This window comes from Flavobacterium sp. (assembly GCF_036759525.1).
In the GTDB taxonomy this organism is placed as follows: domain Bacteria; phylum Bacteroidota; class Bacteroidia; order Flavobacteriales; family Flavobacteriaceae; genus Flavobacterium.
Genome location: NZ_DAIOUN010000003.1, coordinates 164,861 through 182,767 on the forward strand (window position 1 = coordinate 164,861; position 17,907 = coordinate 182,767).

At 36.1% G+C, this 17,907-nt stretch carries 14 protein-coding genes; 6 read left to right on the forward strand and 8 right to left on the reverse strand.

The genetic code is table 11. The features are described 5' to 3' along the window. Positions 1-22: 22 nt before the first annotated feature. Together V7M80_RS03865 and aspS are read right to left on the reverse strand one after the other, a co-directional pair. The gene (locus tag V7M80_RS03865; protein ID WP_333694152.1) at positions 23-256 is read right to left on the reverse strand and encodes a hypothetical protein; all 234 of its coding nucleotides are present in this window, start codon (positions 254-256) and stop codon (positions 23-25) included. A gap of 170 nt (positions 257-426) precedes the next feature. Next, entirely contained in the window at positions 427-2,178 is a 1,752-nt protein-coding gene (aspS, locus tag V7M80_RS03870) for an aspartate--tRNA ligase (RefSeq protein ID WP_333694154.1), read from the reverse strand. A 399-nt stretch (positions 2,179-2,577) separates the two neighbouring features. Between aspS and V7M80_RS03875 the strand changes: the two genes are divergently transcribed. Together V7M80_RS03875 and V7M80_RS03880 are read left to right on the forward strand one after the other, a co-directional pair. After that, entirely contained in the window at positions 2,578-3,576 is a 999-nt protein-coding gene (locus V7M80_RS03875) for a TlpA family protein disulfide reductase (protein ID WP_333694156.1), read from the forward strand. A gap of 178 nt (positions 3,577-3,754) precedes the next feature. Next, complete coding sequence (locus V7M80_RS03880; protein WP_333694158.1) at positions 3,755-4,102, forward strand: toxin-antitoxin system YwqK family antitoxin; 348 nt, start codon at positions 3,755-3,757, stop codon at positions 4,100-4,102. Between the two features lie 46 nt (positions 4,103-4,148). Here V7M80_RS03880 and V7M80_RS03885 read toward each other — a convergent pair whose 3' ends face one another. The 5 genes from V7M80_RS03885 to V7M80_RS03905 are packed head-to-tail and all read right to left on the reverse strand — an operon-like array spanning position 4,149 to position 11,538. After that, positions 4,149-4,715 carry a hypothetical protein gene (locus V7M80_RS03885; protein ID WP_333694159.1) on the reverse strand — a complete coding sequence of 189 codons (567 nt, stop codon included), beginning with the start codon at positions 4,713-4,715 and terminating at the stop codon, positions 4,149-4,151. Positions 4,716-4,766: 51 nt separating this feature from the next. Further along, positions 4,767-8,240 carry an efflux RND transporter permease subunit gene (locus V7M80_RS03890; protein ID WP_333694161.1) on the reverse strand — a complete coding sequence of 1,158 codons (3,474 nt, stop codon included), beginning with the start codon at positions 8,238-8,240 and terminating at the stop codon, positions 4,767-4,769. 23 nt (positions 8,241-8,263) lie between these two features. Further along, positions 8,264-9,430 carry an efflux RND transporter periplasmic adaptor subunit gene (locus V7M80_RS03895; RefSeq protein ID WP_333694163.1) on the reverse strand — a complete coding sequence of 389 codons (1,167 nt, stop codon included), beginning with the start codon at positions 9,428-9,430 and terminating at the stop codon, positions 8,264-8,266. Between the two features lie 25 nt (positions 9,431-9,455). Beyond that, the gene (locus V7M80_RS03900) at positions 9,456-10,796 is read right to left on the reverse strand and encodes a TolC family protein (RefSeq protein WP_333694164.1); all 1,341 of its coding nucleotides are present in this window, start codon (positions 10,794-10,796) and stop codon (positions 9,456-9,458) included. Between the two features lie 4 nt (positions 10,797-10,800). After that, entirely contained in the window at positions 10,801-11,538 is a 738-nt protein-coding gene (locus tag V7M80_RS03905; RefSeq protein ID WP_333694166.1) for a TetR/AcrR family transcriptional regulator, read from the reverse strand. A 67-nt stretch (positions 11,539-11,605) separates the two neighbouring features. Between V7M80_RS03905 and V7M80_RS03910 the strand changes: the two genes are divergently transcribed. Next, complete coding sequence (locus V7M80_RS03910; protein WP_333694168.1) at positions 11,606-12,580, forward strand: polyprenyl synthetase family protein; 975 nt, start codon at positions 11,606-11,608, stop codon at positions 12,578-12,580. A gap of 237 nt (positions 12,581-12,817) precedes the next feature. Further along, a complete protein-coding gene (locus tag V7M80_RS03915; protein ID WP_333694169.1) occupies positions 12,818-13,168 on the forward strand; it encodes a hypothetical protein in 351 nt (116 codons plus the stop codon). On the opposite strand, the gene V7M80_RS03920 is transcribed toward V7M80_RS03915, so the two are convergent. Further along, positions 13,152-13,691, reverse strand: coding sequence for a hypothetical protein (locus V7M80_RS03920; protein ID WP_333694171.1), 540 nt, complete (start codon positions 13,689-13,691; stop codon positions 13,152-13,154). The two genes, V7M80_RS03915 and V7M80_RS03920, sit on opposite strands and share 17 nt — an antisense overlap. Before the next feature lie 118 nt (positions 13,692-13,809). Here V7M80_RS03920 and V7M80_RS03925 point away from each other — a divergent pair, with 118 nt between their 5' ends. Together V7M80_RS03925 and odhB are read left to right on the forward strand one after the other, a co-directional pair. Then, the gene (locus tag V7M80_RS03925) at positions 13,810-16,581 is read left to right on the forward strand and encodes a 2-oxoglutarate dehydrogenase E1 component (protein WP_333694172.1); all 2,772 of its coding nucleotides are present in this window, start codon (positions 13,810-13,812) and stop codon (positions 16,579-16,581) included. Between the two features lie 80 nt (positions 16,582-16,661). Then, the gene (gene odhB / locus V7M80_RS03930; protein WP_333694345.1) at positions 16,662-17,885 is read left to right on the forward strand and encodes a 2-oxoglutarate dehydrogenase complex dihydrolipoyllysine-residue succinyltransferase; all 1,224 of its coding nucleotides are present in this window, start codon (positions 16,662-16,664) and stop codon (positions 17,883-17,885) included. Positions 17,886-17,907: the final 22 nt, after the last annotated feature.

Sequence of the window (17,907 nt, forward strand, 5' to 3'; positions counted from 1 at the left end):
CAAGGTTACTTTTTTGTGAAAATTATTGATTTTCAGTATTTTCGGTGGTTTTGTTGTTGTTTTTTAAAACGAAGTCGGTTAATTTCTTGTTTTTATAACGATGCCACAAAAAAAGCGGCATCCAAACCAAGGCTATAATTAAAACGCCTATTCCAACCCATTTATCCCCTTCGGTTCCTCGAGTGTTTTTAATAAAATAGCCATAGGCAACAAAGGCTAATGCAGCGAAAAAGAGTAGGCGAAGGACGTTTTTCATGGTTTATTTTGTTTGTGATAAATTTAGTAACAAAAACCACATAGAAACATAGAATGAAATAGTTAGAGGGTCGTTTTACTCTAAGTAGTAAAACATAGCTATGCGAAATCAAGTATTGATCTATGGTTTATAGACTCGTTAAAACTAGGTTTCTATGTGGTTAAATGGTTTTATTTTAGGTCTAATTTAATATGCAATTCGTTCAATTGTGCTTCATCAATAGCAGACGGTGCATCAATCATCACATCGCGACCGCTATTGTTTTTGGGGAATGCAATAAAATCGCGAATGGTTTCTTGTCCGCCTAAAATGGCTACCAAACGATCAAGTCCAAAGGCCAAACCTCCGTGTGGCGGTGCACCAAATTGGAAGGCATTCATTAAGAATCCGAATTGGTTTTCGGCTTGTTCCGGGGTGAATCCTAATAAGGAGAACATGCGGCTTTGCAAATCACGGTCGTGAATACGAATGGAACCACCACCAATTTCGTTTCCGTTTAACACCATATCATAGGCATTGGCACGCACTTTTCCGGGATCGGTTTCAATGAGTTGCATGTCTTCCGGTTTGGGTGAAGTGAACGGATGGTGCATCGCATGGTAGCGTTGCGAGTCTTCGTCCCATTCTAATAATGGGAAATCAACAACCCAAAGAGGAGCAAATTCGTCTGGTTTTCGCAAGCCTAAACGAGTGGCCAATTCCATACGAAGTGCCGATAATTGGGTTCGGGTTTTATCCGCTTTTCCGGAAAGAATTAAAATTAAATCCCCCGGTTTGGCGTTGGTAATTTCAGCCCATTTTTTCAAATCGGCTTCGTCATAAAATTTATCTACAGACGATTTGAGACTTCCGTCTAATTCATATTTCACGTATACCATTCCGGTAGCCCCTATTTGCGGACGTTTGATCCAATCAATCAATGCATCAATTTCTTTTCGGGAATACGATGCACAACCGGGAACGGCAATACCAACTACCAATTCGGCGGCATTAAAAACCGGAAAATCTTTGTGCTGAGCTACGGCATTTAACTCCCCAAATTTCATGTCAAAACGAATGTCCGGTTTGTCGTTACCATACGTTTTCATGGCATAATCGTAGGTAATTCTTGGGAATTTATCTACTTCAACGCCTTTGATTTCTTTTAATAAATGACGGGTTAGGCCTTCAAATACATTCAAAATGTCTTCTTGTTCCACAAACGCCATTTCGCAATCGATTTGGGTGAATTCCGGTTGACGGTCGGCACGCAAATCTTCGTCTCTAAAACATTTTACAATTTGAAAATATTTATCCATGCCGCCCACCATCAACAATTGTTTGAAGGTTTGTGGCGATTGCGGTAAGGCATAAAATTGGCCTTCGTTCATTCTACTTGGCACAACAAAATCACGAGCTCCTTCGGGAGTAGATTTTATCAAATACGGAGTTTCAATTTCGCAAAAGCCTTGTTGAGACAAATAATTACGTACTTCCATCGAAACCTTATGACGGAAAAGCAACGAGTTTTTCACCGGATTTCTTCGGATATCCAAGTAACGGTATTTCATGCGAATGTCTTCACCGCCATCGGTTTCGTCTTCTATAGTGAATGGTGGGAGTTGAGCGGCATTCAAAATCGTCAATTCTGAAACCAAAATTTCAATGTCTCCGGTGGGAATATTTTTGTTTTTGGCTTCACGTTCAATAACGGTTCCTTTTACTTGAATCACGAATTCGCGACCCAGAGTTTTAGAAGCTTCAAAAACCGATTTTTCAGTTCTACTTTCATCAAAAATCAATTGTGTAATGCCGTAACGATCGCGTAAATCTACCCAATTCATAAATCCTTTATCACGTGATTTTTGCACCCAACCGGCTAAGGTAACCTCACTATTGACATGAGAAAGATTCAATTCCCCACAAGTATGACTTCTATACATCTTAATTCGATATTTTTTGAGTTGCAAAAGTAGTATTTTGTTTGAAGAAATTTTATTTTTTGAGGTAAAAGGTGATGGGTGCAAAATAAATGATTTTTGACAATCCGCATTAACAGTCAACAGACAACCGTAAAAGTGAGAGTAGGATTAAAATTATAGTTGTATAACTGCAATAGGATTTATTTATTAATCTGTATAGTTATTTTAGGACAGGTCTTAGTGTAGGGATAATGTAGGGATAGTAAAGGGATAATGTAGGGATAGTGTAGGGGTGAGACTTTTTTTATATCATTTTTGGTTCATTTTAACAGGTGTTATGAAACAAATGCTCGTAAGAAATAGAGATTGTCAGAATTTTGAAAAAAAACAAGTATATTTGATTTACTTAAATGATACATGATGAAAAATAAGTACCAATTCATTGGAATTTCTCTTTCCATAATTTTTATGTCGTTGAGTTCTTTGGCTCAAATGACTTTTACCGCAAAAATTGACAATCGGGTAAGTGATACAATTACCCTTCGCGGTCCTCAGAAGTTTGTAAAAAAAATTGCGATAAATCAAAAAGGAATTTTTACAGATACTTTTGAGGTGGCAACCGGATTTTATCAGTTTTTTGACGGAAGTGAATACACCCAATTGTATTTGAAAAACGGATATGATTTAGTAATGACTTTAAATGCCAAAGAGTTTGACGAGTCGATTTCATACCAAGGTAACGGTTCGTTAGAAAATAATGTTTTGGCAAAAAAAGCATTAGACGATGAACAATTTGAACTACTACATTTTACGGTTGATGACGAAGCCGCTTTTGAGAAAGCATTTGAAGCCAAAAAAGCCAGTGATGCCAAACTTTTCAATGAAGCTCAATTAGATGAGAACTTTAGAACGGTAATGACCAAAAGAGCCAATCAAGAATATGGAATGATCAAACAAATGCGTGCGAGTGCTATGGCAGCCAAAAAAATGGTTGGAAAACCTTCTCCCGCATTTAGCTATGAAAACCACAAAGGCGGTACGAGTTCATTGTCAGATTATAAAGGAAAGTACGTTTATATAGATGTTTGGGCAACTTGGTGCGGCCCTTGCTTGGCTGAAATTCCGCATTTGAAAAAAGTAGAAGCGGACTATCATGACAAGAATGTGGTGTTTATCAGTATTTCTATTGATGCTAAAAAAGATTATGAGAAATGGAAAAATATGGTGAATCAAAAAGAACTAGGCGGTGTACAACTTTTTGCCGATAACGATTGGAATTCCCAATTTGTAAAAGATTATGGTATTCAAGGTATTCCGAGGTTTATTTTGATTGATCCGTCTGGAAATGTACTGGAAGCAGATGCGTCTAGACCTTCAAATCCGGATTTAAGAAAAAAATTGGATGCTTTGTTAAAATGATTTTTCTTATGTAAGTATTTAAAAAACAATGCTTTAGCATTGTTTTTTTGTTTTGTGCTTTTTCTCCAATGTTAAGTTTTTCTCTAATGTTACCAAATTGTTACCAAATTATGTATTTAATGTAAATAAATGTTTATATTTGTAATGTAATTGTTAACCTACTTAAAAAATAGAGAATATGAAAAAGTTATTAATCGCAGCAATGCTAGTAGTTTCGGGAGTTGTATTGGCTCAAGAAAATAATGTGAAACATGAAGTGGTTGATCAAATGGTGAAATCTACTTTTTACCATGACAATGGTCAAGTGCAACAAGAAGGTTATTACAAAGATGGAAAAGTTCACGGACAGTGGGTATCTTATGATGTAAACGGAAAAAAAGTTTCTATGGGACAATATGACAATGGTGTTCGTGTTGGGAAATGGTTTTTTTGGACCGGAGGCGATTTGACAGAGGTAGATTATTCTCAAAGCAAAATAGCTCAAGTTCGAAAATGGTCACAAGAAGCTGTGGTTCAAAATAAATAATACCAAGTAAAAAAGTATAAAAGGCTGTCTGTTTAGACAGCCTTTTTTAATTGGTTTTCTTTTTTTTATGCAACTCTCTAAAAGAAGCTATAATTTTTTCCATATCAGAGGCATGGTTTTCTTTTCGCTTTAATTCGGTCCAATTCACAATTTGATAATAAGTGCTGCGTCCTTTGATAAAAGCAAATTGATAATAGATTTCCGAGCCTTCCACGGTGCCTTCCACATCAAGAAGTAGAGCTTCATTACCGTTTAGTGTTGTTTTTTTTAATTCGGAGAAAACAGCATTTTCTATTCCGGCATCCAAATTGTCTTTTAAAAGATTGGCATATCCCATTAAATTAGGGGTATAATATTCGGCCAAACTGTAATCCTCTGCTATCATCTTATCAAATTCTTTTGAAGGTTCATCAATAACAATAGTATAAAATTCGGTAAATAAATTTTGGTATTGCAACGAAGCATCTTCATGAAGGTAATCTACTGGAGATAGAGATTTGGGTAAGCTTAAAGCATATTGATTGTTAATTTTTACTTCTTGAAAGGCAGAATCTTTTTGACATCCGACAGCAAAAATGAATAGGGTAAAAAAAATAAAGTTGTGAATTTTCATGGTTTTTGAGTGCAAGATATAAAAAACCACGCTTTCACGTGGTTTTTGGAATTAATTTGTTTCTGTATTGAGGGATAGTTTTTTCTTCTTTTTCTTTTTCACTTTGATTTTCCCTTTGTGAAGTAAAAAGAACATCACCGGTACAATTACCAACGTAAGGAATGTAGCAAAAATTAATCCGTAGATAACCGTTTTGGCTAAGGGTCCCCAGAAGATAACGTTGTCACCTCCCATATAAATATTAGGATTGTAATTTATAAATAAACCAAAGAAATCAATATTCAATCCAATAGCCAGAGGAATTAAACCTAAAACTGTGGTAATGGCAGTTAGCAAAACCGGTCTTAAACGCGAGCGACCACCTTCTACAATTACATCTAAATATTCTGCTTTGGATAATAAACCTTTTTCGTCTAATCCTTTTTCATGCAATTTTCTATCAATTAGCAATTGGGTGTAGTCTATCAATACGATGGCATTGTTTACTACAATTCCCGCTAGGGAAATAATACCCATCATGGTCATGATAATTACAAAATCATCTCCCAAAAAGGCCATACCAAAAAACACGCCACCAAAACTCAACAATACCGAAACCATGATGATAATCGGTTTGGATACCGAGTTAAATTGAGCCACTAAGATTAAAATAATTCCGCCCAATGCAATCAACAAAGCATTCACTAAGAATCCCATATTTTTAGATTGTTCTTCTTGCTCACCGGTAAATGAGAATTGAATGGAATCGTTTATTTTATAATCTTCCAGTTCTTTTTTGATTTTTTCTACAATTTCATTACCGTTATAACCGGTCACTACATTAGAATAAACCGTAATGACCCGTTTCAGATTTTTACGTTTTATGGTGTTGAACGTAGAAGAGTCTTCACTGTTTGTAATGGCAGAAATAGGCACTTGAACCAATTTTCCGGTGGCTTGATCTCTAAACGTGATGGGTTGATTGTAAATCAAATTGTTATCGTTGCGTTGTGCTTCTGGCAAACGCACGTTGATTTCAAAATCATCTTTTCCATCTTTGTAGGTAGAGATTTTTTCACCAAAAATGGCTCGTCGCAAAGTTTGTCCCACTTGACCGGAAGTAATTCCCAATTGTCCGGCTTTGTCTAAATCTACTTTTACATCAACGCCCGGTTTAGCTTTGTTGACATCGATTTTCAATTCTTCAATTCCGGCTATGTTTTTCGAATCGATAAAATCTTTCATTTTTTGAGCTTCCAACAACATGGCGTTGTAATCTTCACCCGAAATTTCAATATTTACCGGATAACCCGCCGGCGGGCCGTTTTGTTCTTTTTCAACAATAACCGAAACTCCCGCATAACCTTGAACGGCCGACCGGATTTCTTCCATTACTTCTAGACTGTTCTTGCCTTTTCGGTATTTGAATTCCCGCATAGTTAAGGTTACTTTCCCCCGATGCGGCATGTCGTTTTGAGAACCGCCGTCGGTTTGCGGATTTCCGGAACCATTACCCACTTGACCAATGGCACTTTCTACCATATAATTTTCACCATCTTCTACATATTTGTTGGCAATGGCATATACTTTTTCTTCAATTTGTTTTACAAACGCATTGGTCTTTTTAATATCGGTTCCTTCCGGAAATTCGATATACACCATGATTTGATTGGGTTGGTTTTCCGGGAAGAAAAGCACATTGGGTTTGGCAATTCCCACCGCAACAAAAGACAGAATCAATAATCCGAAAGTTCCGAAGAAAAAGACTAAAGGTTTCTTTCCGCTTAAAGCAAATTGTAAAAAGTTACGGTATTTATTTTCCATCCATACCAATATGATGCGTTGGAAGAAATCTTGAGCTCCAACCAAATAGTATTTATAAATCCAAAGCATGATGGCAAAGAACAACATCAAATTTCCTAAACCTCTCAAACCGCCTGATTTTGTAATAAAGCCCATAATCAGTACTGCTAATCCAATTCCACCTACAAAACTGCTAAGTTTAACAAGTGCTTTTTTAGATAGTTCTTCTTCCTTTAATTTCATGAAATCGGATGTCAACATCGCATTGATAATCAACGCAACAAAAAGAGATGAGAAAAGTACCACCGAGAGTGTCATGGGGAAGTAAATCATAAATTTACCCATCGTTCCGGGCCACAATCCGAGCGGGAAAAAGGCGGCAAGAGTTGTTGCGGTCGAGGCTATAATAGGCCATGCAATTTCGCCAATTCCCTCTATAGCAGCTTGTTTTCTGGATTTTCCTTCACTCATCAAGGTGTAAACATTTTCTACCACCACAATTCCGTTATCCACCAACATTCCCAGTCCCATTACAAGGGCAAAAAGCACCATCGTATTTAAAGTAATACCAAAAGAAGCCAAAATCATATACGACATAAACATCGATAGTGGAATGGCAAATCCGACAAAAAGAGCGTTTCTAAATCCTAAAAAGAACATTAATACGCCAATAACCAGAATGACCCCAAAAATGATGTTGTTTACCAAGTCGTCTACTTGAGCTATAGTTCTTTCCGATTGATCATTGGCATAGGAAATGGTTAATCCTTCCGGCAAATAATTTTCTTGAGCTTTTTCAATAATTTCTTTTACACCCTCAACCGCTTCCACCATGTTTTTTCCGCTACGCTTTTTGATATCTAGCATAACAACCGGTTTGCCATAATCACGAGCATAAGTGGTTCGCTCTTTTTCTTTGAATGTGATAGTGGCAATATCTCGCAAATACACATTTCCGTTTTGATGTTTAACGATAATATTTTCTAGGTCGGATGGCTTTTTGATTTCACCAATTACGCGAATATTCTTTTTGACACCATTGTTTGAAACACTACCACCGGAAACGGTTTTGTTTTCAAATCGAACATTATTTATGATGTCGTCAAAACTTACTTGAGCGGCAGACATTTTATACATATCCACTGCAATTTCTACTTCTTTATCCTCGGCACCCCGAATGGCGGCCTCTTTAATTTGAGGTAATCGCTCAATGCGTTCTTCTAAATATTCGGCGAATTCTTTTAGTTTCTCGGAAGTAAAATCTCCGGTTAAATTGATGTTTAAAATTGGAACTTCTTCGGCAATATTTAAATCAAAAACATTGGGTTCCACTTTTCCACCCCCGTCAAGCGTTGGCCATTCGGTATCCGATTTAACTCGGTCTACTTTATCTTTGACCTTTTGTTTGGCATCTTCAACCGAAATGTCTTCGTCAAATTCTACCAAAATCATCGAATAATCCTCAAGGGTATTTGAGGTAATTTTGGTAACCCCCGAAATATTATTGAATTCTTCCTCCAAGGGTTTGGTTATCAATTTTTCTACATCTTCTGCGGAGTTTCCGGGATTGATGGAACTTACATAAATTTTGGTTTCAATGATTTCCGGGAAACTTTCTCTCGGCATTGAATAATAGGAGATCAAACCGCCAATTAGAAGAATGGCAGTAATGACATAAACCGTCATTTTATTGTTAATTGCCCAAGTTGAAATGGCAAATTCTTTTTGTATCTTGTTACTCATTGGAGATTTGATTATGAGTTTGATTATTGAATTACTTCAACGGTGATTCCGTCTTTTAAGGATTTAGCACCCTCTGTTACCAGAGTTTCGCCAACACCCAATCCGGATTTTACTTCTACATAAGCCCCAGAGGTGTAACCTAATTCGATTTTCTTTTGGGTAACTTTTGTGGTGTTGTCTTTTCCTATGTTGCCGGTTGTATAGATTACTTTGCTACCATCGGCTGTTTCTTGTACTATGTTTTCGGGGATTAAAATAGCTTTCGGGTTTTTGTAATCTTCAATTTTCAATACAGCTACTTGGTTGGGGCGTAACAAATTATCCGGATTTGGAAGAGCAATTTCAATGCTGAATGTTCGGTTATTTGGGTTGATGTAATTACCCACCTGACGTACTTTTCCTTGATACGATTTACCCAAAGCATTTAAAAACACTTCTACATTGGCTCCTAATTTTAATTGTGGGATGTAGTTTTCGGGAACATTAGCGGTAACATACATATTACTTAAATTCACAATTCTAAATAAGTTCATACCGGGAGCTACCACTTTTCCGCGTTCGGTCATTACTTCATCAATGGTTCCGGAGAACGGAGCAACCACGTTGGTTTTGTTTAATTGCGATTTGATTTGTGCTACTGCTTTTTGTTGACTCTCCAGAGATGTTTTAGCTTGTAAAAACTGAATTTCAGAACCTATTTTTTGATCCCAAAGATTTTTTTGACGTTCAAAAGTGGTTTTAGCTAATGCCAATTGCGTTTCGGCTTGAGCCAAAGAGGAACTTAATCCGCCATCGTCTATACGGGCTAAAACTTGACCTTTTGATACCTTTTGACCGGCTTTAACAAAAACTTGAGTAAGGATTCCTGAGAATTCCGGACTTATCACAATGTTTTCTTTGGTATCTACATTTCCTTGAATTTCGATATAATGGGTAAACAAAGTATCTTTTAAAGTTAAAGTTTTAACTAAAGGATTTTTTTTGTTCGGGTCCAATTCGGCTATGGCTTTGTCCAATTTGGCCAAATCGGCTACCCATTTTTCATATTCTTTGTGAACCAATTCACGTGATGCTTTTATGTTTTTTAAGTCTTTAGATTTTATGACTTCGTCTACATTGATATCTTTATTTCCGCCGGAGCAAGAAATTAATACTAAAGCTAGTATACCTAAGTTAATTATTTTTTTCATAAAGTAGAGATTGATTTTGATTGATTTATTTGGTTTGTCCTATAGCTTTTTCTAAGGCTGCTTTTTTATTGATAACATCAACCATAGATTGTAAATAATTTTGTTGAGCAGTGTACAATTGACGTTGAGCATCTGTAAAATCGAAACTTGAAGAGAGACCTTCGGTGAACTTAATTTTTTGTTTGCGTTCAATGCGTTCTGCTAAATTCAAATTTTCTTTATTACTCAAATATTGTTCTATGCTAAATTCGTAATCACTTTTGGCATTTTGGTATTGTAATTTTAATTTTTGTTCCGTCTCTTTTTGTTGGTTTTTAGCTTGTTCCAGAGCAATTTTAGCTTGTTGAACTTTGGCTGTTTTTCCAAAACTGCTAAAAATGGGGACATTCAAACTAATACCTAAGTTGGAGTAGTTTAACCATCTTTGATTGGGAGTAAAAAATTGAAATTGATCGCCAAAAGCATTGTACCCAAAATTAACATTGGCAGAAAGAGATGGTAAATATTTGCTTTTTTCCAATTTCATTTCCAAGTTTCTTTGTTCTACAAAAATGCTAGACAATTTATAATCAATATTGTTTTGAATTTCAAATTGCGTTCCGGTCAAAGCAGTTGCCAAGTTAGCATCGGTTAGGTCTTCCAGTTTGTCACTCAAGATAAGTTGGTCTTCCAGTTCCATCCCTAGATTAATTTTGAGCATTTTATAGGCAATTTCTTTTAATCTTCGGGTATAGTTTAAACTACTTTTGATACTTGCCAGTGTTATTTTTAATTGCTCTACATTTTCCTCTTCAATCAAACCATTGGCAAAAGTTTGTTCGGTATCAAAAAGGGTTTTTTCTAAAGTAGCTTTGTTTTTTTCTAAAATAAGGGTGTTTTCTTCTGCTAGTAGAACACTGCCATAAGAGTTAATTATCATTTCACGCACTTCCAAGTCGGTTTTCTTTTTCGAATTTTCGTAAAAACTTAAATAGGTTTTTGAAGCTTGGAGAGCTACAATATAAGAACCGTCGAAAATAAGTTGACTCAGCGTTGAACGAGCCAGCATAGTGTGTTTGGTTCCAAAAGCAACTTCGGCAAATTCTCCGGGTTGACCTCCAAAAAATTCTGCCGGGATTAAAGATTTTTGAAGTTCAAAATTGTTTTGGTAATCCAATCCCGCATTTATTTGTGGCAATCCGGTTGCGGTAGTTTCCCATTTTTTCTTTTTGGCGGCTTCAATGTCTAAGCCCGAGTTTTTTGCAGAATAGTTGTATTGAAGAGCGTGTTCAATAGCTTGTTCCAAAGAAAGCGAGTATTTTTTTGGAGTTTCTTGTGCTTGCATAAACAGGCAAGCCAAGAGAAAGATTAAGATTGATTTTTGCATTTTGTTATGATTGATGATTAATTTGATTTCGAGTTAATTTTTCTAAAATATGCAATCCTTTTTCGGTTACAATGGCTCTCAAGTGGTAGTCCAGGTAAAGTTCCTCCAGCATACGAAAGTTGTAATTTTCACTTGAAAAAACAGTTTTGTCTTTAAGGGCATGAACACAGGAATAATATATTAAACTTATAAATTCAATGTCTATTTCCGGACGGTACAATCCGGATGCAACTCCTTTTTTTAAATTGGTTACTACACATTCCTTCATTTTACAGTATTCTTTTCCATGTAGTGTTTTGTAAATCTTAGGGAAATACTTCTGCAATTGAAAAATAGGTGAGGCTTTTTCGTCTTTTAATTTGTGTAATACAAAATCTTTAATTTCAAATAATTCTTCAATGGCATTTTTTTCGGGTTGACAAATTTGGTCTATACCACACGAAATGGTTTCAAACATATTCAGGGTCACCGCTTCAACCAAATCGTTTTTATTGGTAAAATGTTGGTAAATTGTCTTCTTGGAAATCCCCATTTCATTAGCAATGTCATCCATAGTAACACTTTTAAAACCCAGTGTTAAATACATTTCAGTTGCTTTCTCTATGATTTGTTCTTGCATGCTTTTATAATTACAGTAGATTTTTACTACTAAATTTCGGGCAAATGTATAACGGAAACTTTTAACACCAAAATAGTTTCCAAAGTATTTGCATTTATTTAACATTTGTTTTGGTTTTGTCATTTCGGATATATTTCGGGGTTACGCTTTTTTTGATTTTCTTTGTGCTTTATTATTTAAAACCCATCTTATGCATTCCATTGCAACGTATCAAGAATGTTTTTTGCAGTATTTAAAAGAGCAAAATTTTTTGAGAGAACCAAAAAACCTCTATGAACCTATAGATTACATTATGAATCTGGGTGGAAAGCGAATGCGTCCGATTTTAACTTTAATGGCAACAGAAGTTTTTGATGTAGATTTCAAAAAAGCACTTGCAGCAGCCACAGCTGTTGAGGTTTTTCATAATTTTTCGTTGGTACATGACGATATTATGGATGATGCTCCTTTGCGAAGAGGAAAAGAAACGGTGCATGAAAAGTGGAATCTCAACACCGGAATTTTGTCTGGTGATGCCATGTTGATTTTAGCCTATCAATTTTTTGAAAATTATGACCCTTCAACTTTTAGAGCTTTGGCCAAATTGTTCAGCAAAACAGCTTTGGAAGTTTGTGAAGGTCAACAATATGACGTTGATTTTGAAACACGCGATGATGTTACGATTTCGGAATACCTCAAAATGATACAATATAAAACGGCTGTTTTGGTTGGTGCAGCTATGAAAATGGGAGCCATAATTGCCGAAACAACCGAGGAAAATGCCAATTTAATTTATGATTTCGGATTGAATTTGGGAATAGCTTTCCAATTACAAGATGACTATTTAGATTGTTTTGGCAATCCGGAAACCTTTGGCAAGCAAGTAGGTGGCGATATTATAGAAAATAAAAAAACGTATCTTTACCTCAAAGCGATGCAATTTGCAAAGGCAGAAGAACGAGAGCAATTGTTGCATTTATATTCCATTCAACCCAATGACAATACTGAAAAAATTGAATCGGTTAAAGATTTTTTCAACCAAACCGGAGCTTCCAAAGCGACCCAGAATGCGATTGAAGAATTTACTTTGAAAGCCTTTTCAACATTGGATCAAATGCAAATTGGCGATGACAAGAAAATGGTTTTGAGAGCGTTTGGAGAGAAGTTGATGAAGCGAGAGGTATAGTTTTCAGTCGCAGTCTCAGTTTTTTTTATTACATTTAAAGAATACTGATTTTATATTTTAAGAAATGAAAAATATAATTTTTGTAAATTAAATTTTATCCATTTCTTTAGTCTGTGTTCAAAAAAATACAATTATACACCTCAGAAATTTGAAAAATTAAATTTCATCACATCTTTTATTTGCAAATCTCTCAAAAAATCAAAAATCAGCAATCAAAATTCTTCAATCGTTAATCAAATGTATCCCATTCCATTATCAACCGACCATCTTTTAACTGAAGCTGAAAAAGAAAATTTGTACTCCAAACTTATTGAACAGCTCAATAAAGATTTCAATTTTGCCAATGAGCCGGTAGATTTTCCGCTAAGCACTTCACCAAACGAATTGAAAATTCAATTGCATGAAAAAATATACCGACTCATTCAATACAAATTTGCAGAATATTTGAATTTGCTATATATCATTGATGTTTCTGAAGAAGAAGTCAAAAAACTCAATGGCGATGATATTTCCGAATTAGCGGCTGAAGTGGCTTTTTTAATTTTAAAACGAGAATGGCAGAAAGTTTGGTTTAGAAATAAACTCTAACAAACGGCATCCATGCTTCCGAATACACATTGCGTTCTGCTTTATGCAACACATTATAGCGAATGCCAATCGTAACGTTTTCATTCACATAGCCTATTCCAAAAAATAAGGCTGTATTCCAAAAATTTTCGGAAAAGCCCAAGTTGCTGTATGAAGTGTTTACTCGAAGTTGTTCAACTTCAGTAGACAATTGAAGTTCCGGAATTGGGTTAATTAATAGTAGGGTATTGGCACCATAGAGATAGGTTTCAAAAGCATTTTTTTGTCTGATATAGCTCCCTTGTAAACCAAATCCCAAACTTACATAAGAATTGAAGTCATAAATAGCTCCCGGAGCCAGTGTAATATCGGTAAAATTACCTCCAAAAGCCAGCCCCATACCACCACCAAATCTAACTTTAGACCAAAATGGACTGGGTGTACTCTGAACAGGGGTATTAAGATTCTGACTTTGAGCTATTTGAGAAGAATATAAAAAGATGGAAATCAATAGAAAAAAAGGGGTTTTAAGGGCAATTTTCATATCTATATCTTTTTAGCAATTTAAAACATAAAAGTATGTAAAAATAAATGAAAGATTATACCATTTATTGTACTTTTGCAAAACTATTTTTAACAAATAAGGTTTATTACTACTAATTATGGATAGGTTTTCCTTTTTAAACGCAGCACACACCCAATTTTTTGCCGATTTATATGATCAATATACCCAAAATCCCGATTCGGTAGAACCGAGTTGGAGAGCCTTTTTTCAAGGTTTTGATTTTGGATTAGAGTCGGCTTCAGATGTTGACCCTGTTACTCAATTGGCCGATTTTTCGGCAAACAACCAAGATTGCAGCTTGGTTTCAGATAAACTACAAAAAGAATTCAATGTTCTCAGATTGATTGACGGATATAGAACCCGAGGGCATTTATTTACCAAAACCAATCCGGTTCGAGAAAGAAGAACTTATACCCCGAATTTAGAAATTGAAAATTTTGGGTTATCAAATGCAGATCTAGATACTGTTTTTGATGCGGCTAAAGTAATTGGGAAACAACCTACTACTTTACGTCAAATTTTGACACATCTTCAAAATATGTATTGCCAACATATTGGAATTGAGTATATGCACATGGAAAACCCGATTTTTGTGAATTGGGTACAAGAACGCATCAATGCCAATGACAATCAGCCTAATTTTACGGCAGACCAGAAAAAACATATACTTGGCAAATTGAATGAGGCGGTTTCTTTTGAAAACTTTCTTCATACCAAATATGTGGGTCAAAAACGTTTTTCTTTAGAAGGAGGAGAGAGTTTGATTCCGGCTTTAGATGCCGTGATTGAATCGGCTGCCGAAAAAGGAGTAGAACATTTTGTAATGGGAATGGCACACCGCGGCCGTTTAAATACACTTGCCAATATTTTTGGTAAACCTACACAAGATATTTTCTCAGAATTTGATGGAAAAGATTACGATAAAGAATATTTTGACGGTGACGTAAAATACCATTTGGGCTTAACTTCAGAAAGAAAAACAAGTTCCGGTAAAAAAATCAATATCAATTTAGCTCCCAATCCTTCGCATTTGGAAACCGTTGGTGCCGTAATTGAAGGAATTGCCAGAGCCAAACAAGATAAATATTTCCCGGAAGATTTTTCCAAAGTACTTCCAATTGCCGTTCATGGTGATGCAGCAGTTGCCGGACAAGGTATTGTGTATGAAATCATTCAAATGTCACAACTAGACGGTTACAAAACCGGGGGAACCATTCACATTGTCATCAATAACCAAGTTGGTTTTACAACCAATTATTTAGATGCTCGTTCGTCTACCTATTGTACCGATATTGCCAAAGTAACATTGTCGCCGGTTCTTCATGTTAATGCTGATAATAGCGAAGCAGTGGTTCACGCCATGCTATTTGCTTTGGATTTCAGAATGACTTTTGGTCGCGATGTATTTATTGATCTATTAGGATATAGAAAATACGGTCATAACGAAGGGGATGAGCCTCGTTTTACACAGCCGGTTTTGTACAAAATTATTGCACGTCACAAGAACCCAAGAGATATTTATGCTGAAAAATTGATTTCAGATGGTATTGTAGATGCAGCTTACATTACTCAAATTGAAAATGAATACAAAGCCAAATTAGACGAAAATTTGCAAGCTTCTCGTAAAAAAGATTTAACCATCATTAAGCCTTTTATGCAAGATGAATGGGATGGTTTTGTTCAGGTTTCAGATGATGAAATGTTGAAAAAAGTAGATACCAAATACGATAAAAAGAAATTGGACGCCATTTTGGACACCATTTCAACATTGCCATCAGATAAAAAGTTTATCAATAAAATTACCAAGATTGTTTCCGATCGGAAAACAATGTATGAAAACGACACTATAGATTGGGGAACTGCAGAAGCATTGGCTTACGGAACATTGTTGACCGAAGGTTATGATGTGCGTTTGTCCGGTCAAGATGTAGAAAGAGGTACTTTCTCTCATCGTCATGCCGTGGTAAAAGTAGAAGACAGTGAAGAAGAAGTAGTATTGTTGAATACGCTGAAAGATAAAAAAGGAAAATTCAACGTGTTCAATTCATTCCTTTCGGAATATGGTGTATTAGGATTTGATTATGGTTATGCTTTGGCCAATCCGAATGCGTTAACCATTTGGGAAGCTCAGTTTGGAGATTTCTCTAACGGGGCCCAAATTATGATTGACCAATATATTTCGTGTGGAGAAGATAAATGGAATAACCAAAATGGTATCGTTATGTTGTTACCTCACGGTTATGAAGGTCAGGGAGCAGAACATTCTTCTGCCAGAATGGAGCGTTATTTACAACTTTGTGCCCGTCATAATATGTACGTAGCTGATTGTACAACGCCTGCCAACTTCTTCCATTTGCTAAGAAGACAAATGAAAACGAAGTTCAGAAAACCATTAGTTGTCTTTTCACCCAAAAGTTTGTTGCGTCATCCGCTATGTGTATCAACCAGAGAAGAATTGTACAACGGACAGTTTCAGGAAACCATTGACGACCATTCAGTAGATAAGAAAAAAGTAAAAACGGTAGTTTTCTGTACCGGAAAATTCTATTATGATATTTTAGCCGAAAGAGAAAACTTAGGTAGAAATGATGTAGCTTTGGTTCGAATTGAGCAATTGTTCCCTTTACCGGTTGAACAATTAAAAGCAATTATTGCTTCGTATCCGAATGCAGATGATTATGTTTGGGCACAAGAAGAACCCAAAAACATGGGAGCTTACAGCTTTATGTTGATGAATTTTGACTTGGTGCCTTGGCGATTGGCTTCGTTAAAAGCCTATGCGGCTCCCGCTGCCGGTAGTCATACTCGTGATAGAAGACGTCATGCAGATGCAATACGTATGGTATTTGATAAGAATTTATTTAGATAAAAAAAATGTTTCAAGTTTCAGGTTTCAAGTTGAAAAAAACCTGATACTTGAAACCTGAAACTTTTAAACCACTATTAGACATGATTTTAGAAATGAAAGTTCCCTCTCCGGGAGAATCAATAAAAGAAGTTGAAATTGCAACTTGGTTAGTAAAAAATGGCGATTATGTTGAAAAAGACCAAGCTATTGCTGAGGTTGATTCTGACAAAGCTACCCTAGAACTACCCGCAGAAGCCAGTGGAATCATTACACTTAAAGCAGAAGAAGGCGATGCTGTTGCCGTTGGAGCAGTTGTTTGTTTGATTGATACCTCTGCTGCAAAACCAAGTGGAGATGCACCAAAAGTAGAAGTTAAAGTAGAAGCACCAAAAGTAGAGGAAAAGAAAGTCGAAGCACCGAAAGCAGCTCCAGCTCCTGAAAAAACGTATGCTGCACAAGCTCCTTCTCCTGCGGCTCGTAAAATTTTAGACGAAAAAAACATCCAACCATCTGATATTGTTGGCACTGGAAAAGGAGGAAGAATTACCAAAGAAGATGCTATGAATGCTGTTCCTTCTATGGGAACACCAACCGGTGGAAACCGTGGTTCAGAAAGAACTAAATTATCGATGTTGCGTCGTAAAGTAGCAGAACGATTGGTTTCGGCCAAAAATGAAACGGCAATGTTAACCACGTTCAATGAGGTGGATATGACAAATATTTACGCTTTACGTGATCAATATAAAGAAGAATTCAAGGCAAAACACGGTTTAGGTTTGGGCTTTATGTCTTTCTTCACCAAAGCGGTTACTAGAGCTTTACAATTGTATCCGGATGTAAATTCAATGATAGACGGTCAAGAAAAAATTTCGTATGATTTTTGTGACATTTCTGTTGCCGTATCCGGTCCAAAAGGATTGATGGTTCCGGTAATGCGAAATGCAGAAACGTTGTCGTTTAGGGGTGTAGAGGCAGAAATCAAACGATTGGCTTTGCGTGCTCGTGACGGACAAATTACAGTTGATGAAATGACAGGTGGAACATTCACTATATCTAATGGTGGCGTTTTCGGAAGTATGTTGTCTACTCCAATTATCAATCCACCACAATCCGGAATTCTAGGAATGCACAATGTAGTAGAAAGAGCAATCGTTAGAAATGGTCAAATTGTGATTGCTCCGGTAATGTATGTAGCTTTATCTTACGATCACAGAATTATTGACGGACGTGAGTCTGTTGGGTTCTTGGTAGCGGTAAAAGAAGCCTTAGAAAACCCGGTAGAAATTTTGATGGGCGGAAATGCAAAGAAGGCTTTAGAATTGTAAAATTTAAATCCACATTTTTATA